The sequence below is a fragment of the Parasphingorhabdus sp. genome, from assembly GCF_048267785.1.
In the GTDB taxonomy this organism is placed as follows: Bacteria; Pseudomonadota; Alphaproteobacteria; order Sphingomonadales; family Sphingomonadaceae; genus Parasphingorhabdus.
The window spans coordinates 19,106-42,073 of record NZ_JBLWWU010000019.1 but is presented as its reverse complement, the minus strand read 5'-3'; the positions used below and the strand labels follow the sequence as shown (position 1 = coordinate 42,073).

General features: G+C 57.1%; 26 protein-coding genes. 3 read left to right on the top strand and 23 right to left on the bottom strand.

What is annotated here, in order from left to right; genetic code table 11:
- Window positions 1-45: 45 nt before the first annotated feature.
- The 5 genes from gspD to ACN0VD_RS14195 all read right to left on the bottom strand — a co-directional run bounded on the left by gspD (window position 46) and on the right by ACN0VD_RS14195 (window position 5,385).
- The gene (gene gspD, locus ACN0VD_RS14215; protein WP_417595382.1) at window positions 46-2,199 is read right to left on the bottom strand and encodes a type II secretion system secretin GspD; all 2,154 of its coding nucleotides are present in this window, start codon (window positions 2,197-2,199) and stop codon (window positions 46-48) included.
- Window positions 2,199-2,975: a type II secretion system protein N gene (locus ACN0VD_RS14210; protein ID WP_417595380.1), complete on the bottom strand. Its 777-nt coding sequence runs from the start codon at window positions 2,973-2,975 to the stop codon at window positions 2,199-2,201. The genes gspD and ACN0VD_RS14210 overlap by 1 nt, the downstream gene beginning before the upstream one ends.
- 140 nt (window positions 2,976-3,115) lie before the next feature.
- Complete coding sequence (locus tag ACN0VD_RS14205; RefSeq protein ID WP_417595378.1) at window positions 3,116-3,763, bottom strand: HAD-IA family hydrolase; 648 nt, start codon at window positions 3,761-3,763, stop codon at window positions 3,116-3,118.
- Window positions 3,760-4,446 carry a VIT1/CCC1 transporter family protein gene (locus ACN0VD_RS14200; protein WP_417595444.1) on the bottom strand — a complete coding sequence of 229 codons (687 nt, stop codon included), beginning with the start codon at window positions 4,444-4,446 and terminating at the stop codon, window positions 3,760-3,762. The genes ACN0VD_RS14205 and ACN0VD_RS14200 overlap by 4 nt, the downstream gene beginning before the upstream one ends.
- An 18-nt stretch (window positions 4,447-4,464) precedes the next feature.
- On the bottom strand, window positions 4,465-5,385 hold the full coding sequence (locus ACN0VD_RS14195) for an SMP-30/gluconolactonase/LRE family protein (protein WP_417595376.1): 921 nt from the start codon (window positions 5,383-5,385) through the stop codon (window positions 4,465-4,467).
- Between the two features lie 86 nt (window positions 5,386-5,471).
- On the opposite strand from ACN0VD_RS14195, the gene ACN0VD_RS14190 reads away from it, so the two are divergent.
- Together ACN0VD_RS14190 and ACN0VD_RS14185 are read left to right on the top strand one after the other, a co-directional pair.
- Entirely contained in the window at window positions 5,472-6,905 is a 1,434-nt protein-coding gene (locus ACN0VD_RS14190) for an NAD-dependent succinate-semialdehyde dehydrogenase (RefSeq protein ID WP_417595374.1), read from the top strand.
- A gap of 177 nt (window positions 6,906-7,082) precedes the next feature.
- Entirely contained in the window at window positions 7,083-8,738 is a 1,656-nt protein-coding gene (locus ACN0VD_RS14185) for a thiamine pyrophosphate-binding protein (RefSeq protein ID WP_417595372.1), read from the top strand.
- Between the two features lie 36 nt (window positions 8,739-8,774).
- Here the strand turns inward: ACN0VD_RS14185 and ACN0VD_RS14180 are convergent, their stop codons facing one another.
- The 10 genes from ACN0VD_RS14180 to ACN0VD_RS14135 form a co-directional block, all read right to left on the bottom strand.
- Window positions 8,775-9,371, bottom strand: coding sequence for a hypothetical protein (locus ACN0VD_RS14180; protein ID WP_417595370.1), 597 nt, complete (start codon window positions 9,369-9,371; stop codon window positions 8,775-8,777).
- Between the two features lie 174 nt (window positions 9,372-9,545).
- Window positions 9,546-9,998 (bottom strand): response regulator, encoded by a 453-nt coding sequence (locus ACN0VD_RS14175; protein WP_417595368.1) that lies wholly within the window; start codon window positions 9,996-9,998, stop codon window positions 9,546-9,548.
- A gap of 217 nt (window positions 9,999-10,215) precedes the next feature.
- Window positions 10,216-10,626, bottom strand: a complete 411-nt coding sequence (locus tag ACN0VD_RS14170) for an EVE domain-containing protein (RefSeq protein WP_417595366.1) — start codon at window positions 10,624-10,626, stop codon at window positions 10,216-10,218.
- 99 nt (window positions 10,627-10,725) lie between these two features.
- Entirely contained in the window at window positions 10,726-11,295 is a 570-nt protein-coding gene (locus ACN0VD_RS14165) for a fasciclin domain-containing protein (RefSeq protein WP_417595364.1), read from the bottom strand.
- Window positions 11,296-11,471: 176 nt separating this feature from the next.
- On the bottom strand, window positions 11,472-12,053 hold the full coding sequence (locus ACN0VD_RS14160) for a fasciclin domain-containing protein (RefSeq protein ID WP_417595362.1): 582 nt from the start codon (window positions 12,051-12,053) through the stop codon (window positions 11,472-11,474).
- Window positions 12,054-12,177: 124 nt separating this feature from the next.
- Entirely contained in the window at window positions 12,178-12,945 is a 768-nt protein-coding gene (locus ACN0VD_RS14155) for an SDR family oxidoreductase (RefSeq protein WP_417595360.1), read from the bottom strand.
- Window positions 12,942-13,313 carry a dihydroneopterin aldolase gene (locus ACN0VD_RS14150; protein WP_417595358.1) on the bottom strand — a complete coding sequence of 124 codons (372 nt, stop codon included), beginning with the start codon at window positions 13,311-13,313 and terminating at the stop codon, window positions 12,942-12,944. Before ACN0VD_RS14150 ends, ACN0VD_RS14155 begins: the two co-directional genes overlap by 4 nt.
- 37 nt (window positions 13,314-13,350) lie before the next feature.
- Window positions 13,351-14,235 (bottom strand): class I SAM-dependent methyltransferase, encoded by an 885-nt coding sequence (locus tag ACN0VD_RS14145; RefSeq protein ID WP_417595356.1) that lies wholly within the window; start codon window positions 14,233-14,235, stop codon window positions 13,351-13,353.
- Entirely contained in the window at window positions 14,228-15,631 is a 1,404-nt protein-coding gene (gene thrC, locus ACN0VD_RS14140; protein WP_417595354.1) for a threonine synthase, read from the bottom strand. The genes ACN0VD_RS14145 and thrC overlap by 8 nt, the downstream gene beginning before the upstream one ends.
- Window positions 15,632-15,673: 42 nt before the next feature.
- Entirely contained in the window at window positions 15,674-16,024 is a 351-nt protein-coding gene (locus ACN0VD_RS14135; protein WP_417595353.1) for an ArsR/SmtB family transcription factor, read from the bottom strand.
- 50 nt (window positions 16,025-16,074) lie between these two features.
- On the opposite strand from ACN0VD_RS14135, the gene ACN0VD_RS14130 reads away from it, so the two are divergent.
- Window positions 16,075-16,530 (top strand): SRPBCC family protein, encoded by a 456-nt coding sequence (locus tag ACN0VD_RS14130; protein ID WP_417595351.1) that lies wholly within the window; start codon window positions 16,075-16,077, stop codon window positions 16,528-16,530.
- 13 nt (window positions 16,531-16,543) lie between these two features.
- On the opposite strand, the gene ACN0VD_RS14125 is transcribed toward ACN0VD_RS14130, so the two are convergent.
- The 8 genes from ACN0VD_RS14125 to coxB are packed head-to-tail and all read right to left on the bottom strand — an operon-like array spanning window position 16,544 to window position 22,803.
- A complete protein-coding gene (locus ACN0VD_RS14125) occupies window positions 16,544-17,125 on the bottom strand; it encodes an SURF1 family protein (protein WP_417595349.1) in 582 nt (193 codons plus the stop codon).
- Entirely contained in the window at window positions 17,122-17,517 is a 396-nt protein-coding gene (locus ACN0VD_RS14120; RefSeq protein ID WP_417595347.1) for a DUF983 domain-containing protein, read from the bottom strand. The genes ACN0VD_RS14125 and ACN0VD_RS14120 overlap by 4 nt, the downstream gene beginning before the upstream one ends.
- Before the next feature lie 6 nt (window positions 17,518-17,523).
- A complete protein-coding gene (locus ACN0VD_RS14115) occupies window positions 17,524-18,384 on the bottom strand; it encodes a cytochrome c oxidase subunit 3 (protein WP_417595345.1) in 861 nt (286 codons plus the stop codon).
- Window positions 18,385-18,415: 31 nt separating this feature from the next.
- Entirely contained in the window at window positions 18,416-19,003 is a 588-nt protein-coding gene (locus tag ACN0VD_RS14110) for a cytochrome c oxidase assembly protein (protein ID WP_417595442.1), read from the bottom strand.
- Window positions 19,003-19,164 carry a hypothetical protein gene (locus tag ACN0VD_RS14105; RefSeq protein ID WP_417595343.1) on the bottom strand — a complete coding sequence of 54 codons (162 nt, stop codon included), beginning with the start codon at window positions 19,162-19,164 and terminating at the stop codon, window positions 19,003-19,005. The genes ACN0VD_RS14110 and ACN0VD_RS14105 overlap by 1 nt, the downstream gene beginning before the upstream one ends.
- A complete protein-coding gene (locus ACN0VD_RS14100; RefSeq protein WP_417595341.1) occupies window positions 19,161-20,066 on the bottom strand; it encodes a heme o synthase in 906 nt (301 codons plus the stop codon). Before ACN0VD_RS14100 ends, ACN0VD_RS14105 begins: the two co-directional genes overlap by 4 nt.
- 32 nt (window positions 20,067-20,098) lie before the next feature.
- Window positions 20,099-21,760 carry a cytochrome c oxidase subunit I gene (gene ctaD / locus ACN0VD_RS14095; RefSeq protein WP_417595339.1) on the bottom strand — a complete coding sequence of 554 codons (1,662 nt, stop codon included), beginning with the start codon at window positions 21,758-21,760 and terminating at the stop codon, window positions 20,099-20,101.
- An 11-nt stretch (window positions 21,761-21,771) separates the two neighbouring features.
- Window positions 21,772-22,803, bottom strand: coding sequence for a cytochrome c oxidase subunit II (gene coxB / locus ACN0VD_RS14090; protein WP_417595337.1), 1,032 nt, complete (start codon window positions 22,801-22,803; stop codon window positions 21,772-21,774).
- Between the last annotated feature and the right edge of the window lie 165 nt (window positions 22,804-22,968).

The following is a 22,968-nucleotide window of genomic DNA, read 5'->3' as shown; positions in this document are numbered from 1 at the left end:
CATCCGCTTCGGAGACCACCGCATCTGTTCCCCGGGCGATCTTCATCATCGCTTCCCGCTGGTCTCACTTGCCGGCAGAGGAGCCTGCTCGATCATGCCCCTGTCCCTGACCGCAGGCATATCGCCCGGCGCATAGATAATCTGGTCATCCGGCCGCGCCTCGGCCGAAGGCGGCACGGTGCCGAGATAATCGCGTACCAGAGCATCAATCGACGGTTCCCGCTCAGGATTCCGGCTAAGCTGGCGATCGCGAATATAATCGTAACGATTGCCGGAGAAACGGCGCGCGTCATTGGGATCTTTCAGGATCGTCGGACGAATGAACACCATCAAATTGGTCTTGACCCGCGACTTGCCACGCGATTTGAATAATTCACCCAGGACCGGAATATCCCCCAGAAATGGCACTTTCTGGATCGTGCGCCGTTCGTTATCGTCCAGCAAACCGCCCAATGCGATGATCTCGCCATCGCCAACGGTGACGGTGGTGTTGATTTCGCGCTTGTTGATGATCAGCTCGTTGAAATCGTCGGAAACGGGTCCTGCTATCGAACTGACCTGCTGGCGCAATTCCATCCGCACCTCGTCGCCGGCATTGATTTGCGGCGTCACTTCCAGTTCGATGCCGACATTCTGCCGCTGGATCGTCCGAAACGCATTGTCGAAATTGCCGGACAGTGCTTCGCCGGTCGACACCGGTATTTCCTGTCCGAACAAGATGCTGCCCTTGAGATTGTTATTCACAGTCAGCGAAGGCGTCGACAATACATTGCTGTTGCTGTCCGACTGAACCGCGTTGATGATCGCACCAAGCACGGCGCTACCGCCCAGACTGGTCGCAAAGCCGCCAAAGCCGCCGCGCGCGGCAAGCACCGCATCCGCCCCGTTCTGGCGCAACGCATCGCCAACCGCACTGTTCGTCGTTACGGTGGTCGCTGTATCGGTTGTGGTGGTCGTCGTCGTATCAAACTGGTCCGCCAAAAGACCGCCAGCGACATCGACGATATTGGGAGAAGCGTTGGAGAAATTGGTCACCGCGAAGGGCACATCCTTACCGCCGACCAGCCATTGCACGCCCAGTTCGCGGGCAAGGGTCTCCGAAATCTCGACGATGATCGCTTCAACCACCACCTGTTCCTGGCGCGTATCGAGCTGGCGGATCAGTTCGCCGATCATCCGCTGGACATCGGGATTGGCCGCCACGATGATCGCGTTGGTCCCTTCAAGGCGGCTGACAATGGACGGGCCACGGCTGGCGATGCCATTGCTGCCGCTCGCCGCGGCTACGGGTGCGGTTGCCCCCTCTCCACCACTAGCTGGCGTAACATTTGCAGAACCACCGCCGGTTCCCCGGCTACCGAGCATATTCTCGATCACCGGGAGGAGATGCTCGGCATTGGCATAATCGAGCCGGTGGACCCGTATCTCGGTGCCCGATTCCGCACCCTTGTCCAGGTCTCTTGCCATTTGTGCAAAGCGCGAAACCGCGCCTGGATCACCGCGCAGGGCGATGCTATTACTGCTGTCGATCGGCACCACGGTCACCGGCGCACGCAGGCCTTCACCGCCACCCTGTGCGGCGAGCGCCTGCAGCGAAGTAGCAATTTCCCGCGCCCCCGCGTTCTTCAGCGTGATGATCGTGCTGGCAGCACTGTCGCGGTCTATTTCTCCGACCAGAGACCGGATTCGCCTGATATTGTCGGCATAATCAACGATCACCAGGCTATTGGCGTTGCGATTGGCAGTGATAGAGCCCTGCTTGCTGACCAGTGGCCGCAATGTTTCCAGCGCCTCGGACGCGACGATCGATTTGAGCCGGACGACCTCGGTCACCAGCTGGTTGCCCTCGGCACCACGCGAACCGATCCGGGTCGGCTGCGAAGCAGCGCCATCGGCGGGCTGGATACGATAGGCACCACGGGTTGTCGGAATGGCCACCAGATTATTGGCGCGCAGGGTCGAAAGGAAAATCTCGAAATATTCCGAACGGCTGAGCGGACGGTCAGTGACCACCGAGACCTTGCCCTGCACCCGGCTGTCGAGAATGAAGGTTCGACCAGTGACCTTTGCCGCGTCCTGTACGAAGGCGCGAATGTCCGCATCGCGGACGTTCAGCGTGTGCTGGGCAGAGGCCGTTGCTGCCCAAAAGCCGCCACAAAGAGCGAGAACAACCATCATCCGGGTGAATAAGCTACGCATTATGGGGCTCCCACATTGACTGCAACCGGCACCGTATCGGCTCCGCGCTCGACTTCGACGGACAGGCGTCCACCGGGTCTGATCTGGCTCTTCAGCGTTTCGATATCGCTGGCCGAGCCGACCGGAATACCGTTGATCGACACGATGATATCACCATCGCGAAAACCTGCGCTCCTGAACAAGGCGCCATCTCCCGAAGGGGAAAGCAATATGCCGGTAACCCGGCCCTCTTCATTGCGCGGTGCCAGCGAGGCGACACCGGGAATTTCATTGCCATCCAGAGACAGGGCGGCAGGAGCGACGGGATCGTCTGTGCCCACCGTTTGCGCCGGTATCGACTGATCGAGATACAGGCTTTCCCGGACCCCGCCGCGATCGATGACGACATGATCAAAAGCGACGCTGCTCAGGGTAACGCCGGATAGTATCTCTTCACCCACCGCATAATTTGTCTGCACCCCGTCCGGCCCAGCCAATATGGCCGATCCCAGCCCCGATCCCTCGTTCATGCGAATGCCGAACAGCGTCAATTGCAGCGACGTCACAACATTGGCGCTTTGCGCGGCGCCGCTGCGGAAAAAAGGATCAAAGCTGCTGAACAGCGTCAGGCGTGCTTGCGGCGACAATAGCTCGACATCATTGGCGCGATAATCGCCCACCGGGCCCAAGGGGGTCAAGATCAGCCAGGTCAGACGAACGGCCTGAACCAGCAAAAAAACCGCCAATATAGCGCACAGGACAGGATAAAGACCCTGCCGGTCATACCAGCGGGCCAAGTTGCCAAATCTGTCCGAAAACCTGTTCCCCACGAATCCCCGCAACCTTGCAATCCCGTCGCGCTATAGCGATTCCACGACCATTCGACGACTCATTGATGACAAAAATATTACAGGTTAAACCGAACCGGCGCAAAGCATCAGGGCAATTGCATGTTCAGCAAAGCGCCAAGATCATCGAGCGCCTGCTGCTCGGCCGACACCTTGATCGCCGCCATGCCCAGAGCGGCCGCCGGTTTGCAGTTGATCCCGAGATCGTCGAGATAGATACATTGCGCCGGCGCGACGTCCAGCACCTCGCACATCATCTGGTAAATGCGTGGATCCGGTTTCCGGATGCCGGCCTTGCTGCTCTCGATAATATGGTCAAAACGCTGCATGACAGCTTTCACCGCAGCGGCTTTTTCATCATCCATCGCCATGCCCGCACCCTTGCCGGCCGGGACATTGTTGGTGATGCAGGATATCGTCATACCTTCCGCTTTCAGGCGGTCCAGCGTTGCCACCATCCGGGGGCGGACATCCCCGGCCAGCCGGGCCAGAACATCGGCACCGCGCAGTTCGATCCCGATCGCACGCGCTTCTTCCGCAAATGCCTCGTCAAAGCCTGCACTGTCCAGCTCGGCCCGCTCGAACCGTGCCCAGGCGTTGGTATCGGGGTTGGCGCTGTTGATCCGCCTGACGCTGTCTTTCGGCACGCCTCGTTCTGCCTCGAGCCGGTTGAAGGCTTCAAATGGCGAGGAGGTGATCACTCCGCCGAAATCGAAAATCACAGTCTGATATGTCATACAACAGCTCCAAAAACAGATCCTATCGCCGCCGTAGCGGCAAGGGCCGCAGCCCCCCAAAATGTAACCCGCACAACGGGTCTGCCCATCGGTGCGCCACCCAGCCAGGCACCAAGCGCGCCCAGTCCGGCAAGCAGCAGCAGCGCTGACACAGTCACGAGCCCGATGAGCATTGTTCCGTGGAACAGCCCCGCAAGGATCACGGGCGACAAAGCCCCAACGGAAAAGGACAAGGCAGAAGCACCGGCCGCCTGCAGCGGCTTGGCGACGAAATTTTTGGTCAAGCCGAGTTCGTCGCGCAAATGCGTGCCGAGAGCGTCATGCGCCGTCAACTGGTCGGCAACCTGTTCGGCAAGGTCGGCGGTCAAGCCGCGGTTCTTGTATATGGATATCAGCTCCAGCCGTTCTGCCTTGGGCTGGTTCTCCAGCTCCCAGGCCTCCTTGGCCCGCTCCGCCTTTTCGCTATCGGCCTGCGAACTGACGGAAACATATTCACCCGCCGCCATCGACATGGCCCCTGCCACCAGCCCGGCGAATGCGGTGAGCAATATTGTCTCCTGCGATGTAGCTGCGGCAGCGACGCCGACCACCAGACTTGCGGTCGAGACGATCCCGTCATTTGCTCCGAGTACGGCGGCGCGCAGCCAGCCGATCCGGTCAAGCCGGTGAGGTTCGTGATGCATTCTTGTCAAGGAGCGTTCCTATTTGTTGAGATATTCCAGCTTCAGTCCCGGCCGTTTCCAGCGGGTTTTGATCAGTTTTCCGCTTCCCGAAAGGCAGATCCAGGCGTCCATCATGTCGTCACCACCGAAGCAGATATTGGTGGTGAAGATATCCGGCGTCTCGACAAATTCGACCAGCTCACCCTCCGGCGAAATCACGCTGATTCCGCATTCGCCAATAGTCGCAACGCATATATTGCCGCATTCCTCCATCGCCAGACTGTCGAAGAACTTATAGCCGGAGGGCCGGTAGAGCGGGATGCCCGGGCCACCCGGTCCTGCATCAGGCGCAACCTTGCCCGGTTCGGTGATGTTGAATTTCATCAGGCGGCACGTGTAGGTTTCAGCCGCATAAAGCGTCTTCCCGTCCGGCGAAATACCGACGCCATTCGGGTTGTTCGAGGGAAAAATCACCTCTTCCAGATGGCTGCCATCGGCCTTGGCATAGAATATTCCTACAATGTCATGACAGCGTTTTGCATAGTCGACCTTGCCATGATCGGTGAACCAGAACCCGCCATGGGCGTCGAACTGGATATCGTTGGGACCGCGCAGGGCGCAGCCGAAATCACCGTCATTATAGAGCGTTTCAACCTCGCCCGTATCCGGGTCAACCCGCTGGATACTGCCGCCCACATAGTCCTTGGCGATACCGGCGGGGGTCAGAAAACCATTTTCATCGTGATATTCAAAACCACCATTGTTGCAGACATAGATTTTGCCATCCGGACCCATCGCCGCGCCATTGGGGCCACCGCCGGTTTTCGCGACCAGCTTCTTGGTGCCGTCGGGCAGGACACGGGTGAGCTGCTGCGCCTCGATTTCGACCAAGATGACGCTGCCGTCCGGCATCGCAATCGGACCTTCGGGAAAGCGCAGGCCTTCGGTGACTATCTCCATCGAAATCTCCTCTCAATATTTGTCACAGTCATTGCGGGAATTCGGCGACAAGTCTAGTAGCAAGACAAACAGTTTCAGGAGCAACTATGTCAAACGCTTATCCTCGCAAATTGCAGTTTCATATCGATGGCGAATGGATCGATGGCGGGGATCGCGCCGTTCATGAGGTCGTCAATCCGGCGACCGGTGAAGCTATTTCCGATCTGCCCAAGGCGACCAAAGCCGATCTCGACCGGGCGCTGGACGCAGCCGACCGCGCCTTTCCGATCTGGCGCGATACATCGGTGGCCGAGCGCGCAGTGATATTGCACAAGGCGGCCGACCTGATGCGCGAACGGGCACCGGAAATCGGCCGTCTGATGACCTACGAGCAAGGCAAGCCGCTGGCCCAGGCCATGGGCGAAGTGACGGCTTCCGCCAGCCATTTCGATATCATGGCCGAAGAAGCGAAGCGTTGTTACGGACGTGTGCTGGTACGCCCGGCCGGCCAGAATAGTTTCGTCAAATATCAGCCGGTCGGACCGGTTGCAGCGTTCAGCCCCTGGAATTTCCCCGTATTCACACCGGTACGAAAGCTGGCTCCGGCTATTGCCGCCGGCTGCTCGATCATCCTCAAACCGGCGGAAGAAACCCCGGCGAGCCCGATCGAGATGATCCGATGTCTGGTCGATGCGGGACTGCCCTCCGGCGTCGCACAAGTCGTCTTTGGCGATCCGGCGGAAGTTTCCAGCCACCTCATCGCTTCACCGGTCATCCGCAAGATCAGCTTCACCGGATCGGTTCCGGTCGGTAAGCATCTGATGAAACTGGCCGCCGAAGGCATGAAACGCACGACCATGGAACTCGGCGGTCACGCACCGGTACTGGTCTTTGACGACTGCGATCTGGAAAAGACGCTCGATCTCGTTGTAACCGGAAAATTCCGCAACGCCGGTCAGGTTTGCGTCTCGCCAACGCGATTCTATGTCCAGTCGGGCATTTACGACCGCTTTGAGAAAGCCTTCACCGAACGCGCACAAAAGATCAGCGTCGGTGACGGCTTTGAATCTGTCGATATGGGACCACTCGCCAATCCTCGGCGGCCGAGCGCGATGGGTGCGATGATTGACGACGCGCGGACCAAGGGTGCCGACGTGCGACTGGGCGGCGAACGGCGCGGCGACAAGGGGTTTTTCTTTGATCCGACGGTGCTATCCCATGTCCCGTTAGACGCGACGATCATGAACGAGGAACCATTTGGTCCGGTCGCGGTAATGCGGCCTTTTGACACGGTCGACGAAGCTATTGATCAGGCCAATCGCCTGCCACTCGGCCTCGCCGCTTATGCATTCACCGAAAGCCTTCGCACTGCAAATATCGTTGGCGATAAGATTGAAGCGGGGATGGTCGCCATCAACAATCTGACCGTCAGCCCGGGCGATGCGCCGTTCGGCGGCGTCAAGGAAAGCGGCCACGGATCGGAAGACGGACCCGACGGATTGAAAGCCTATATGGTGACCAAGGCGATCCATCAGGCTTGATTTTGGGAACAAATCCCGAGACCGCAGAACGCGACAGCTTTCTCAATTTTGTCGCACGAAGACACAAAGGCACAAAGAAGATAAATTACACAAATTCCCTTCGTGCCTTCGTGTCTTTGTGCGACATATAAATAGATAAATTGCAGCCAAAGCTGCAGGTGAACAGGGAGAGAAATAATGAAGAAACGCACCGGCGCGCAGGTTTTGGTCGATCAACTGGTCATCCAGGGCACCGAACGTATCTTCACCGTTCCCGGCGAAAGTTTTCTCTCTGTCCTCGACGCACTGCACGACTGCGGCACGATCCAGACCGTTGCAACACGGCAGGACGGCAGCGCCGCGTTCATGGCCGAGGCCGATGGCAAGATGACCGGCGCGCCCGGTATCGCCTTTGTCACCCGCGGCCCCGGCGCGACCAACGCCAGCATCGGCGTCCATACCGCGATGCAGGACAGCACGCCAATGATCCTGTTCATCGGCGATGTCGGCCGCGATGACCGTGACCGCGAAGGCTTTCAGGAAGTCGATTTTACCGCGATGTTTACCCCGCTCGCCAAATGGGCGGCGAGAATCGACAATGCCGCACGGATTCCGGAATATATCGCGCGCGCCTTTGATACCGCCAGTTCCGGGCGCCCCGGCCCGGTGGTGCTTGCCCTGCCCGAGGATATGCTGCGCGATACCGTCGAGGCGCTTGACCGGCCCAAGGTCATCGCCCCGGCCCAGCCGCTCTGCCCGGACGCGATGACGGCGCTCACCGATATGTTGCGCGATGCCACCGACCCGATCGCGATCATCGGCGGCGCTGGCTGGAGCGAGAAAGCCAGATATTATTTGGCCCAATATGCCGAGCGCATCGGGCTTCCCGTGGCGGTCGCGTTCCGGCGGCAGGACAATTTCCCCAACGAAAGCCCGGTCTATGCCGGCAATCTCGGCTACGGCCCCAATCCGAAGCTGACCCAGCGAATCAAGGATGCCGATCTGATACTGGCCATCGGCGCGCGGCTGGGCGAGGCAACTACCGATGGCTATACACTGGTGCCCCCCGACCATCCCGACCAGATTCTCGTCCACGTCCATCCCGATCCCGACGAACTCAACCATGTCTATCGCACCGATCTGCCGATCTGCGCGGAGATGGATGAATTCGCCGAACAGGTCGCCCTGTGGGAAGATGATCTGCTGAGCTTCGACGCCGGCAAGGCGGCTCATGACGATTATCTCGCCTGGTCCACGCCACAACCCATTGCTGCGAAACTGGACCTCGGCCAATGCGTTGCCGCGATGCAGGAGCAACTTCCCGCCGACGCGATCATCTGCAATGGCGCTGGCAATTTTTCCGGCTGGTGGCACCGCTACTGGAAATATGGCGCTTTCCCCAGCCAGCTTGCTCCGACCAGCGGGGCGATGGGCTATGGTGTCCCCGCGTCCGTGGCCGCCGCCCTGCGCTTCCCCGACCGCGTGTCGGTGGTGATCGCAGGGGACGGCGATTTCATGATGAACGGCCAGGAACTGGCCACCGCGATACAATATGATGCCAATCTGCTGGTGCTGGTGATCGACAATGGCAGCTTCGGCACCATCCGCCTGCACCAGGAACGCGAATATCCGGCAAGGCTGTCGGCAACATCGCTCAAAAATCCGGACTTCGCAAAGCTGGCAGAGGCCTATGGTGGATGGAGCGCGACCGTCGAGAAGACCGAAGCATTCGCGCCCGCCTTGGCCGATGCAATACAGCGGAAAGGATTACGGTTGCTGCACCTGAAAACCGATGTGGAATATTTGACGGCTGCCGGTGCGACCGTGAGTGGGTTGCGAAGGAACCGAGCATAGCACCGGATTCTCGACCGTTGAATATGGGAGTGAATGCTATCTGCTTCTCATCATATACCGTCGCATTCCGATAAGCGCCACGAACAAAACGCATGCCCCGCCGACTGCGGCAGGAAAGAGGATGGTCGTCCAGGAATAATTTTCTAACGCCAAAATGACAAAACCGTTTCTGAATGCGGCTATTAGAAAAAACCCGGCATGTTCTTCATTGGGAAAATCCATTGCCTTTCGCACCGACGGGCCAAAACCCAACAGATCCACAATCGTAAGAACAATAACTGCCGACAATGCGGTGGAAGTATAGAACCAAAGCGGCAACGCGCTTAGTGCAAGTAGCAGAAAACCCCAATCTGAAGGGACAATCGAACTGTCAGATGAGCGGGCTAACGCAAGAAAAGCGACCCCGAATGTCAGCAACCCCGATATGCCAATTGGCCAGGCGCCGATCCCCGCACCATCGCTGAGTTGCGCGATACAGACTACAACTGTCCCGCCCCCCCAAATGAACCATGAAAAAACGTGCGGCCGTGTTTCCCGCCGCCAGATCGATATCATGTAGGGAATAAAAGCCGCAAATGTCAGCACAAGTGCCGCCGCACCGAACAATTCTTTCAAGAACAAATCATCGACCATATCTCGGAATAAACCGGTGACACATTAAAGACACCGTCAATTCAGGAAAGTACGAAATTCGCTTACCGCCTTCGTTGACCGAATGCGATCATCGACATTTTGCAAACTCGGGTTTGGACCGGGCATGATCTTCAGGATTCGATCCAGTTCGGCGACCGGTCCTTTACCGATAGGCTATGCCTTCTCCGCAACCCTGCCCATTGCCATGTCCATACTTTCTGAACATGATGCCCCCTGATAGTCTCCGGCCACAATTTTGCGAACAAGGCCGACGAGCCTGTCGGCTTCCCGAACGCAATTGGCCTTGTCGAAACAGGCAATGGCACCTCTTTTGAGCGCATCCATCCTGATTTCCGATCCCCGCACCGAGGATGCCGAAACGATCATCACCCGCGCTAGTTCGTGCGAAACAATATGATCGAGCAATTGCAGCCCGTCCATGCCGGGCATGTATATGTCGAGCAACACCAGATCGAACAATCGTTCATCGAGAATTTCGATGGCCTGAAGTGCGTCAGCCGCATGTTCTGGTGGACGAAAATCCCGATGGTTGCTTATCACCACGTCGAGCATTGCTCGCAATGTTGAAGAATCATCGACGATCAGGGTTCTGATGGCTCCTAGCATGACTATCACCTCTCCTCGCCCAGCAGTGTGCTTGAGCAGTTATATCAATATACGGCGGTTGTGATGATCTATTAACCATAGAATCCGGAATTATTTTGATATATTGTCGGGCCGGGAGAAAATGGCGCACGGCGGGCGCAACCGCCATCAATCCCAAAAAGATGTTTGCAGCACATAGCGGCAGGGTCGGGGGGATCGGCCCGCATGGGTGGAGCGGCTAAGCTTCCCCCATCGCCAGAATTGCCTCCCACTCGCTCTTGCTAACGGAAGCCACGGATAATCGCGATTGCCGGATGATCGCAAGATCCCTCAGCTTGGGGTTCTGCTTCATCGCCTTCAGCGGAACCGGCTTGGCCAGTTTCCGCACGGGCTTCACTTTCACCACCACCCAGCGATCCGGATCGGTGGTGACATCGGGTGTGGCCTCTTCGCTGACCTCCATGATGCCAACCACTTCCAATCCCTGCCGCGAGTGATAGAAAAACACCTGGTCACCCTTTTTCATCGCTTTCATATTGTTGGAGGCCTGCGCGTTTTTCACGCCGTCCCAAGTGCCCTCTCCCTCTGCCACAAGATCATCCCAGCCATATTCATCCGGTTCCGATTTCATCAGCCAATATTGCGGCATATTTTGCTCCTTCTGTGCTGACAGGATATTAGCCGAGCCGGCTGCAACAAAAAAGGCCCCGCAATTTGCGAGGCCTTCTTTATCGATCAATATCGCACGTTATTCGGGCATCAGAACCGCATCGATGATATGAATCGTTCCGTTGGACGATTTTACGTCTGCTTCGATGACATTCGCCTTGTTGCCAGCGCCGTCTTCGAGGACAATCTTGTCGCCGTCCATCGTCGCCTTGATCATGCCGCCCTGCAGGGTGGCAATGCTGGCGGTGCCGCCGCCATCTTTAACTGCCTTGGCGATGTCCGCAGTGGTCATGCTACCATCGACCAGTTCGAATTTCGTGACTTTTACCAGTTCATCCTTGTTGTCGCTGTGCATCAGGCCGCTCAAAAATTCGGCGTCCAATTTATTATATGCTTCGTTGGTCGCGGCAAAAGCGGTAAAAGTACCATCATCGCTCAATTCCGCGCCCACGCCGGACAAGCCGATCAATGTGCTGGCGGTGCTGAGGTCAGGATTGCCCTGCAGAACAGCGATCAAATTGGTCGGCTTCTGCTCGTCGGCGAGACGCGTATCGAGTATTTCCTGTTCCTCTTTACTCAGTTCCGAAGAACAGGCGGGCAGCATCGCCAACAGCGCCGATGCCAGAATAATCTTGGGGGCTTCAAACATGAATTTCCTTTCTTGTAATCATACTGTTTGCGGCACTATGCGGACAAACATTGATGAAATTCGTAGGCGCGAACTACGCCGCCCGGCACGAGAAATAAACCCTCAATATTCCTAATAAAAAAGGTCCCGCCAAGCGGCGAGACCTTCTCCAGTCCATCCTAGTTCAGGGATGAAATCTAACCAGGCATGATAACGCTATTGATCGCATGAATGACGCCGTTGGATGCTTCAACATCGGTCAGAATTACCGTCGACTTGCCGCCAGCCGCATCTTCAAGAATTACCGAATCGCCATTCAGCGAGGCTTTCAGCTCACCGCCCTGAACCGTGGTCAGTGTCGCTGTGCCGCCGGCATCGGTGATGGCCTTTACGACATCTGCCGCAGTCAGTTTACCGGCGACCACATGATAGGTCAGAAGCGCGGTCAGGTCGGCCTTCTTTTCCGGGGTCAAAAGCGCCGCCAATGTCTCCTGGTCTACCTTGGCAAAGGCATCATTGGTCGGCGCAAAGACGGTAAATGGTCCTTCACTGCTCAATGTCGCGCCAAGGTCCGCCGCAGTCACGGCCGCAACCAGAGTTGAGAAATCTTCATTGCCAACCGCAACATCGACGATGGTGCCAGGTTCGGCGGTGGCGGCAGAATCCATCATGGCATCGGCGGAACCTTCATCGACGGCAGCCTTTGGCGCTTCGGTCGAGCAAGCCGCGAGAGCGACGACAACGGTGGTGGTCAGAATCATTTTGGGGGAAATACGCATGATAAGCCTTTCAAAAGTACATGTTCATTCATTCTGGTCGGAAAAATGACCGGCCTTCGAATATGCAAGTTATGGGCTGGATCAGGACCGGTTCAAACCTGTCCTTTGGGGCGTATCAGGGAATTCAATCCTTGCCGAGATGGACGAAATCACGGTCAAAAGCCTTCAGATTGGCGCCACCATCGACATAGATGACCTGCCCGGTCACCGCCTCTGCACGGGCCAGATAGAGAACGGCATCGGCAATATCTTGAGGAGCCGGGAGCCGGTCGAGCGGCATCATTTCCCGGATATTCGCCAGCTGGTCGGCGCCATATTCCCCGGCGGTCAGCGTCAGGCCCGGAGCAACGCCGTTGACCCGCAACCGGTCCGCACAGGCAACCGCCAGCGAACGCACCGAACCGGCCAAAGCCTGTTTGGAAAGCGTATAGCCCAGCTGATCGCGATTGGGGTTGCGGATGCGCTGGTCGAGAATATGGATAACGCACGCGCGCACCCGCTCCGACCGATGGTGCCGGTGAAGCGCGGTCGTCAGCATGACCGGCACCAGACTGTTAACCCGAAAATGGTCGGTCAGATCCTTTTCGCTTATCGTTATAATATCATCCTGCCCGAAAATCGACGCGCTGTTCACCAGCAGATCCGGCGTGCGCCCAAAATGGGCGACAACCTGGTCCATCAGCGCTTCGGCGGCGCCTTCGTCGAGAAAATCCCTTTGGAATCCGTGCCAGTCACAATCCGTTTCGCGCAGCCGGTCGGCGAGCGCCTCTTCGGGAATCGCGTCGCTATTGCCATGCAGCGCCAGCGCGTAGCCGGCCTTGGCGAGTCTGGCCGCGATTGCCGCCCCCACACGCTTCACGCCGCCGGTAACCAGCGCGAGCGGCGCCGTCATCGTCGGCTCCGACTCAGGGTGATACCAATCTGCTCACCCTTTTCGGAGATCAGCAGCTTGACGATCTTCACCGTGACGCGAAGGATATTCGCATCCTGCAGGAATAGCGTTTCAATGATATGGTCAGCCACGGCTTCGATAAGCTTGAAATGGACACCTTCCGGCAGGGCCTCCGTCGCAGCATGTTTAAGATCCATGTAATTTTTGGACTGGTCGAGCGGTGTGTCCGCTTCATAGCGTTCCTGAACCTTCATCTCCGCCGCGATCGAGATTCGCAAGGGCTGCGGCAAATGGGTTTCTTCGGAATATATCCCGGTGAGCACGTCAACATCGAGATCGTTGACTTCCAAAAGCAAAGTATCTGTCATGTGCAGTCTCAGACCATGTTAGCGGCGAAATGGCAAGTCAGGCCGACCAGCGGGCGAAAATCGCTGTCGGCAAAAGCAGTCCCCGCGCCTCTTCGCGAACCGCCAGTTCACCGACCTCAATTGTCCCGCCGAGATGGGACAGTTTTTCGTTGAGCAGCGAACCCAGCGCCAGCGCCGACATGCGCACGGCATAGACGGTCAGAAACAGGCAGCGGCTGTCCTTATCGAGCAGCTTTCCGCAATTCTCGACCAGTCCGGCGAGATGCTCCTCCAGCCGCCAGATTTCCCCATCGGGTCCGCGACCATATTTCGGCGGGTCCATCAGGATCGCGTCATAGCGCCGTTCGCGCCGGACTTCCCGCGCAGCAAATTTGGCCGCATCATCGATGATCCAGCGGATCGGACGATCGGTCATACCCGACAAAGCAGCATTGTCGCGGGCTGCGGTCACGGACTTCTTCGATGCATCGACATGCACCAGATTGGCACCCGCTGCTGACAGCGCCAGCGTCCCGACACCGGTATAGCCGAAGAGATTCATCATCTGCGGCGATTCGAGCGCCTGCAGATTGTCGCGAAACCAGCGCCAGACCGGATCCATGTCGGGGAAATAGGCGAGATGGCGGAATGGTGTGCACTGGGCGGTGAAGCTGACCTCTTCCCAGTCCATCTGCCACCCCTCTTCCGGGACATTTGGCTTCAGGTGCCAGCGGCCGCCGCCATCGTCGTCCGATGCCGGAATAAATTCACCGTCCGCCTGCCAGCTATCGCTCGACGGCGCCCACATCGCTTGCGGCTCCGGGCGGATGAAATGATATTTCCCGTAGCGCTCGAGCTTCCGCCCGTGGCCGGAATCGATCAGCGCATAATCACTGCGCGGATCGCTGATCATCAATAGCGGGGCTGGGCGTGTCTCAGCCATCGGACGGCGTGGCGTTGGACATGACAAATTGCTTCACCGCATCATATTCACCGGGCAGCTTGGTATATTTTTCTTCCCGATCAAAAAGATCGCCAACCCGACGCGGCAAGGCCGGCCGAATGCCCGTCGCCCGCTCCACTGCATCGGGGAATTTCGCGGGATGGGCGGTTGCCAGCGTGACCACGGGTACAGAGGGATCGAGATCAGCATGTTGTGCCGCCGACAGGCCGATGGCGCTATGCGGATCGATCACATGACCGGCACTGTCCTGCGCCCGGCGCATCGCCAGCGACATGTCATCCGGATCGACACGGTAACTGGTGAAAATAGAAGCCGCTTTTTCGCGCATCACGGGTTCCAGCTGCATCTTGTGGCTCTGCTCAAAGGCTGCCATGCGGGCCGCCGTCTTGACGCCGTCACGACCTTCCAGATCGAAGAGCAGACGTTCGAAATTGCTGCTGACCTGAATATCCATCGAAGGTGCCGCTGTCGGAGTCACGCTACCGGTGGAATAGTCGCCAGCGCTCAGCGCGCGGTGGAGGATATCATTGACGTTGGTCGCCACAATCAGTCGTTCGATCGGCAGTCCCATTTGCGATGCAACATAGCCGGCAAAAACATCCCCGAAATTGCCCGTCGGCACCGAGAAAGCGATCTTGCGATGCGGTCCGCCCAATTGGACAGCTGCATAAAAATAATAGACGACCTGTGCCATCAATCGCGCCCAGTTGATCGAATTGACCGCGGAGATAGCGTAACGGTTGGTCACCTCCTGATCGGCAAACATGCGCTTCACCATCGCCTGGGCATCATCGAAGCTGCCGTCGATCGCGATATTGTGGACGTTGGGCGCAAGGACCGTGGTCATCTGCCGACGCTGGACATCGGATATCCGGCCTTCGGGATGGATCATGAAAATATCAACCTTGTCCCGCCCCGCCAGCGCATCAATCGCTGCCGAACCGGTATCACCGGAAGTAGCACCCACCACCGTCAGATGCTTGTCCTGACGTGCCAGGAATTTCTCGAACAGCAGCCCGAGCATTTGCAGGGCGACATCCTTGAACGCCAATGTCGGTCCGTGGAACAGTTCGAGCAACCATTGCCGTCCGTCGAGCTGGACCAGCGGTGTAACCGCTGCATGAGCGAACCGGCCATAAGCCTGCTCGCAAAGCTCCTGCAGTTCCGCTTCGTCGAGCGCATCGCCGACGAAGGGCAGCATCACGCGAACTGCGGTTTCGACATAGGAAAGCCCCGCCATTCCAGCGATCTCGGCTGCGCTGAACGAAGGCCAGGATTCCGGTACATAGAGTCCGCCGTCGCCAGCCAGCCCGGCCAGGGTTACTTGTTCGAAATTCAATGGCGACGCTGCGCCTCTGGTAGAGATATATTCCATGATGGCGAGCGGGTTAGCGGCAGCGCCCGATCAGGGCAAGAACTATGCTTTGACCGGACGCTTTATCGCATCCTTCTCGAGCTGCCTTTTAAGTGTACCGAGCCGTTCGACCGCATTGGCCGCATGGGGTCCGATCCAGCGTTCGTGGATGGCGTGGATAGGCAGGGGATTGAGATGATTCCAGCGCTCTCTTCCCTTCTGTTGCGGAATGACCAGATCGGCTTTCACCAGCACCTTGATATGCTGCATCACCGTGCAGCGGTCCAGTTCCGGAAAATGCCCGCAAAGCGCTCCTGTGGTCAGCGGCTGATCGCGCAAATCGTCCAGAATCTGACGACGAACCTTGGACGCAAGGGCCTTGAACACCCGATCATGGATTCCATTGGTTGACATGTTACTGTTTTATAACATATTAGCAGAAAGCATATCAAGGGAGAATCAATATGGACCTGAAATTCAAAGTCGCCGCCCATATTTCCAGACCCGTCGCTGAAGTGTTTGAAGCCGTGGCAAATCCGGACCAATTATCCAGCTATTTCACAACTGGTGGCGCGCAAGGCCGCCTGGAAACCGGGGCCATCGTGATGTGGGACTTCCATGATTTTCCCGGAGCATTCCCTGTCGAGGTTACCGAGGTGGTTCCTAACAGGAAAATTTCCATTTTGTGGGAGGCGGGCGACACATCGGGGGACGCAGGCTATAAGGTCGCCGCCACGATGACCTTCGAGGCGCTGGAAGACAATCGCACGCTGGTTACCATTTCGGAAGGGGGCTGGCGACCGACCGAAAGTGGTCTCAAAACCTCTTACGGCAATTGTTCCGGCTGGACCCAGATGCTGTGCGCCCTCAAGATGTGGGTCGAGCACGGTATCAATTTGCGCGAAGGCTTTTACAAATAGCGCCCCTAGATCATTAGATCTTGTTACGCCCCCGCAGAGCAATCAGAAAAATAACCAGCGCTATTCCGGCAAAGAGAAACCACTGGACGGCATAGGAAAGGTGATTATTGGGAATATCCTCCAGCGTCGGTGGCTGGCTTTTCTGAAGTTCGGCCACGGGTTCACTCGCTACCAAACGAATGACATACTGGCTGTCGGGCGCGATAATGCCATCTACAATACCGCCCTCCCATTCCGGATCGTCCGGTCTCGATGACCAGCCGACAACCACTTGTGCGCCTGGACCTTCGGCTCCTGCGGTCCGGCACTGGGCGATATGAGCCCAACCGGATTGACCGTTGGCATTGCGCCCGCTGGTCGACCGCCAGCCGATCACTTCAAGACAATTGACGCTGGATTTGCGAAAATAGGGCGGATCGTCCGCATTCGGTACGGCAGGATAGGCAATGGCGGGCAGATCCGATGCCTCTGCATAGCTTTCCAGCAACCCGTTTTTCCAGGCTGCCCGCTGCAACTGCCATATACCCAGAGCAACCATGGTTGCGACAGCCGCCAGCACAAGAATGGTAACAAATATCGGTAACCGTCTGGTCATGGACCGGCGCGGTCTTCGATGCTGCCCTCCCGGGCCTGATTGCGATGTTCCAGAATCAGCAATATCCCTTTCGACACCCTGAGCGACCCGACAACAGCCAGAATGGTCAGCGGAACCCAAAGCAGGATATGCACCCACAAGGGCGGATGAAAATTAGCCTCTACGGCCAGCGCCAGCCCCAAGACCAGGGCACCGATAATCATTGTCAGAAAGGCTGCCGGTCCGTCTCCCACATTATATTGGCTATAGTCCAGCCCACAGGAGCGGCATTTATCCGAGAATTTTGTGACCCCGACAAAAAGCGTCTTTTGCCCGCAATTGGGGCAAAGACCAAAAAGGGCAGCGGGAAGAACATCCGGCTGCCCTTTTTTATTTTCGATATCGTTCACCATATTGTCCTAGTGAACCGGTGCACCCCATCCGCCCCAGACGTAGACGACGATGAACAGGAACAACCAGACGACATCGACGAAATGCCAATACCAGGCTGCTGCTTCAAAGCCGAAATGCTGTTTCGGGGTGAAGTGCCCCTTGTAGGCCCGCACCAGACAGACAATCAGGAAGATCGTGCCGACCAGAACGTGGAAGCCGTGGAACCCGGTAGCCATATAGAAAGCCGAGCTATAATTGAGGCCGGCGAAGGGGAATGGCGCAACGCTATATTCATAAGCCTGAATGGCCGAGAACAAGACGCCCAGAATGATCGTCAGCCAGAGGCCGGTGATCAACCCCTTGCGGTCACCATGGATCAGCGAATGGTGCGCCCAAGTAACCGTCGTACCGGAGCAGAGCAGGATCATCGTGTTGAGCAACGGCAATTCAAAGGCGTTGAGCACTTCAATGCCCTTGGGTGGCCATTGCAAAAGGGCCGCAGCGCCATCCTGTCCGATGTAATTGGTGACCACGCCATCAACAACTTCAAGCGGCTGAGGGAAAAGCGAGAAATCAAACCATGCCCAGAACCAGCCCACGAAGAACATGACTTCCGAAGCGATGAACAGGATCATGCCGTAGCGCAGGTGCAACTGAACCACCGGTGTGTGGTCGCCTGCATGGGCTTCCTTGATCACATTGGACCACCAGGTGAAAAATGTCAGTGCGAGAGCGGCAGTGCCGATGGCAAAGATAAGCCCGCCATGCGCCAGATCGTGCATCCAGCGAATGCCGCCGATTGCCATGACAAACGCGGAAAAAGACCCAACCAGCGGCCAGATGTCTGGCGGCAATATGTGATAATCATGATTTTTGGCACCGGCCATAGTATTTCCCTAACCTTGACTTAAATTTCTCTTAGCTTTCGCCTTTACCGGCGTCCAGCGCCTGCTCGTTCGTGGAGCGATAAAAGGTATAACTAAGCGTAATTTCCTTGATATCTTTTGTTTCCGGATCATCCAGTATCGCCGGATCAACATAATAAAGCACCGGCATCCGCATCGTCTGGCCCGGCTTCAGCAATTGCTCGCTAAAGCAGAAGCACTGGATCTTGTTGAAATATTGACCGGCCAACAACGGCGTCACATTGAATGTCGCCGTGCCGACGACCGGCTGGTCGCCATTGTTGGTGGCGATAAAAACCGCCATGTCGCGGGCACCGACGGTGACATGGTCGACCGCCTGCTCCGGCTTGAACGACCAGGGCAGCGCCGTGTTGACGTTGGAATCGAAGCGGATCGACATCACCCGGCTGGTCGCTTGAACCGTTGCAGCCTTGGCTTCGCCCACCCGCTGTGTGGTCCCGGCATAGCCGGTAACGCGACAGAAAACCTCGTATAAAGGGACCGCAGCAAAGCCGAGGCCGAGCATGCCAAGTCCCAACAGTCCCGCCATCAACGCGCTGCGCCGGTTTTTGCCGGAAAGAGAAGGTTGCACAGTAGCCATCATGAACCGGACCCGATTTTCACAATCGTGATCAGATAGAATAATACCACCATGAACAGCAGCAGGCAGGCCATGATAATGGCCCGTTGCTTTTGCCGTGCCTGATAGACCTTCTGCTCTTCCGGGCTCATCGGCGCTTTATCGTTATCAATTTCGCTCATGCGACCATTATCCGATCGGCAACAACCGCTGCGAAGAGCGCGAAGAGGTACAGAATCGAAAATTTGAACAGCCGCTTTTCCGCGACCATGTCGTCAGGCCGCGTGGTTTTGCTGCGGCACACACGCCAGCCCAGCACACAGAATATCGCGCTCAATACAATCGCCACGCCGCCATAGACGGCACCGGCCAGACCAAGGGCGAAGGGCGCGACGGCGACCGCTGCCAATATCAGGCTGTAACCGAATATCTGATTACGGGTCGACTGGCGACCAGCGACCACCGGCATCATCGGCACACCGGCTTTGCTATAGTCGCTGTTCATGAACAGGGCGAGCGCCCAGAAGTGCGGCGGAGTCCAGAAGAAAATGATGGCGAAGAGCAACACCGGCATCAGCGTGACATCACCGGTCACTGCGGCCCAGCCGATTGCCGGCGGGAAAGCGCCGGCGGCACCGCCGATCACGATATTCTGGGGGGTGCTGCGTTTCAGCCAGATGGTGTAGACCACGGCATAGAAGAAGATCGAAAAGGCCAGAAATATCGCGCTGAACCAGTTGACCGCCAAGCCCATCAGCAGAACCGAGAAGAACGACAACCCGACGCCGAAATGCAGCGCGGTGTCCCGGTCCATACGGCCCGCGGGCAGCGGCCGTTGACTGGTCCGTTTCATGATCGCGTCGATATCCGACTCATACCATTGGTTGAGCGCGGCCGAAGCCCCTGCCCCAAGGCTGATCGCCAGAATCGCGGTAAAGGCGATAACCGGATGGATCGGCCCGGGTGCCGCCAGCAATCCGCACAAGGCGGTAAATATGACCAGCGACATCACGCGCGGCTTGGTCAGCGCAAAGAGATCCTTTGCGCTGGCCAGGTCTTGTATCGTGTGTGACGCGGTGGTCATTTCTCTTTCCAAGTTTTCGGCTCGTCCTCAGATTACTTGATCTGCGGAAGGGTTTCAAATTGGTGGAATGGCGGAGGACTGGACAGGGTCCATTCCAGCGTCGTTGCACCTTCGCCCCAGTAATTACCCTCAACCCGACGGCCCGCGACGAAAGCGTAGGCGATGTTCACGAAGAAGATCAATACCCCAACCAGCATCACGGCATAACCGAGCGAACTGATATGGTTCCAGTAGGCATATTGCTCCGGATAGTCGGCATAGCGACGTGGCATGCCCTGCTGTCCGAGGAAATGCTGCGGGAAGAACAGGATATTCACGCCGATGAAGAAGATCCAGAAATGGAGCTGCCCCAGCAATTCGCTGTACATCCGGCCCGACATTTTCGGGAACCAGTAATAGAAGCCGGCGAAGATCGAGAAGACCGCACCCAGCGACAACACATAATGGAAGTGGGCAACCACATAATAAGTGTCGTGCAGATTGTCGTCGATGCCGCCATTGGCCAGGACAACACCGGTCACGCCACCGATGGTGAACATGAAGATGAAGCCCAGAGCCCACATCATCGGCGTCTTGAAGGTCATCGAGCCTCCCCACATGGTCGCGACCCATGAGAAGATCTTGATACCCGTCGGCACCGCGATCACCATGGTCGCTGCGGTGAAATACATTTTCACGTTAACCGACATGCCGGTGGTAAACATATGGTGCGCCCAGACCACGAAGCCGACCACACCAATTGCAACCATGGCATAAGCCATGCCGAGATAGCCGAAGATAGGCTTGCGGCTGAAGGTCGAGATGATGTGGCTGATCATGCCGAAACCGGGCAAGATCATGATGTAGACTTCGGGATGTCCGAAGAACCAGAACAGATGCTGGTACAGCACCGGATCACCACCACCAGCGGCATCATAGAAAGCCGTGCCAAAGTTACGATCCGTCAACAGCATGGTAATCGCTGCAGCGAGCACTGGCAGGGACAGAAGCAGCAGGAATGCCGTAACCAGAACCGACCAGACAAACAGCGGCATTTTGTGCAGGGTCATACCCGGCGCGCGCATATTGAAGATGGTGGTAATAAAATTGATCGCCCCGAGAATCGACGATGCACCCGCCAGATGGAGCGACAGAATCGCCATATCCACGGCAGGCCCGATAGACCCGCTGGTCGATAGTGGCGCATAGACGGTCCAGCCGGTGCCAGCACCATTACCCGTACCGCCGGGAACAAAAGACGACCCCAGAAGCAGAAGCAGAGCAGGGACGAGCAGCCAGAAGCTGACATTGTTCATCCGCGGAAAAGCCATGTCCGGCGCGCCAATCATCAACGGCACGAACCAGTTGCCAAAACCGCCAATCATCGCCGGCATGACCATGAAAAAGACCATGATCAGGCCGTGCGCGGTAATCAGCACGTTCCAGAGGTGATAGGCCTGATCCATCGAGGCTTCGCTGCCATTGGACATGCTTGCCCAGGCCTGCAGATACTGAATACCCGGCTCAGCCAGCTCCAGCCGCATCAGACCGGATATTCCGCCACCGATGATACCCGCGACAATCGCGAAAATCAGGTAGAGCGTGCCGATATCCTTGTGATTGGTCGACATAAACCAGCGCTGAAAAAAGGCTGGCTTGTGATCCGCATCATGTGCGTGATCGTCGATATGGCCATCTGCTGTGATTGTTGTCATTACTCTAACCCTCAGTTCGTCGCTGCGACTGCATCAGCATCCGCAATTTCGGTTGTCGTTTCAGTCGCTGCAGTTTCCACAACCTCAGCAGCAGGCTCTTCAACATCGCCCTTCACCGTACCACCGTTGGCACGGACCCAGTTGTTGAATTTCTCTTCCGAGAGAACCTCGACCGTGATCGGCATGAACCCGTGCCGCGCGCCGCAAAGCTCCGAGCACTGGCCATAATATACGCCTTCGCGATCGATCTGCAGAACCTTTTCATTGATCCGCCCCGGCACGGCATCAAGCTTGAACCATGCCGAAGGAATGGCAAAACTGTGAATAACGTCGGCCGCAGTGATCAGCAGTTTGACCGGCTTGCCCACCGGAATAACCATCCGGTTGTCCGCAGCCAGCTGATACGGTTCGCCGCGTGCTGCCGCATCTTCCTCGGACATCATGTTGGAAATGATTTCGAAATCACCATTATCGGGATAGCTATACCCCCAATACCACTGATACCCGGTCACCTTCACGGTCAACGCATCTTCCGGTGCGGGCTCGAACTGGCGAGCCAGAAGGCTGATGGACGGCACCGCGATGACCACAAGGATCAACACCGGAATCACCGTCCAGATAATTTCGATAAAAGTATTGTGCGTTGTTTTTGATGGATTCGGATTGGCGCCACGACGAAAACGTATAACGACCCACAACAGCAGGAAGAGAACCAGCACACAGACACCAACCATCATCGGAATCAGGATTGCATTGTTGATCCAGTGCGCGGTTTCGCCGGTCGGGCTGAACTGCTCCTGAAAATCAATATGACCATCGACTGGCATACCAATGCCCGGCGTAGGCTTCATCGGGGTGTAAAGTGCAGGATCAAGGCCAGATGCAGGCGCCTCGGTCGCCGCCGGTACATCAGCTGATTCCGCTTCACTGGCCGCTGCCGAATCCACAACTGGCGCTGCTGGCAACGCTTCCTGCGCCGACAATGCCGTCGGCGTGAGAATCAGACCAATGGCCAGAATCCAAGCTTTCAAAAAATGAGTCATAAATCGCTCAACCCTATCTTACCCCAAGTTTCGGTAGTTTTCCGGCGATGGCCCGACGTTTTGGAATCAGCGAGCCCGGCCTGGAATAGTCCGATTGGGGCGGCTTATAGGCATGGATGTCGCAAGCCTCAAGCTACCGAATAGATATTTTTTCAGTTTTTTGAC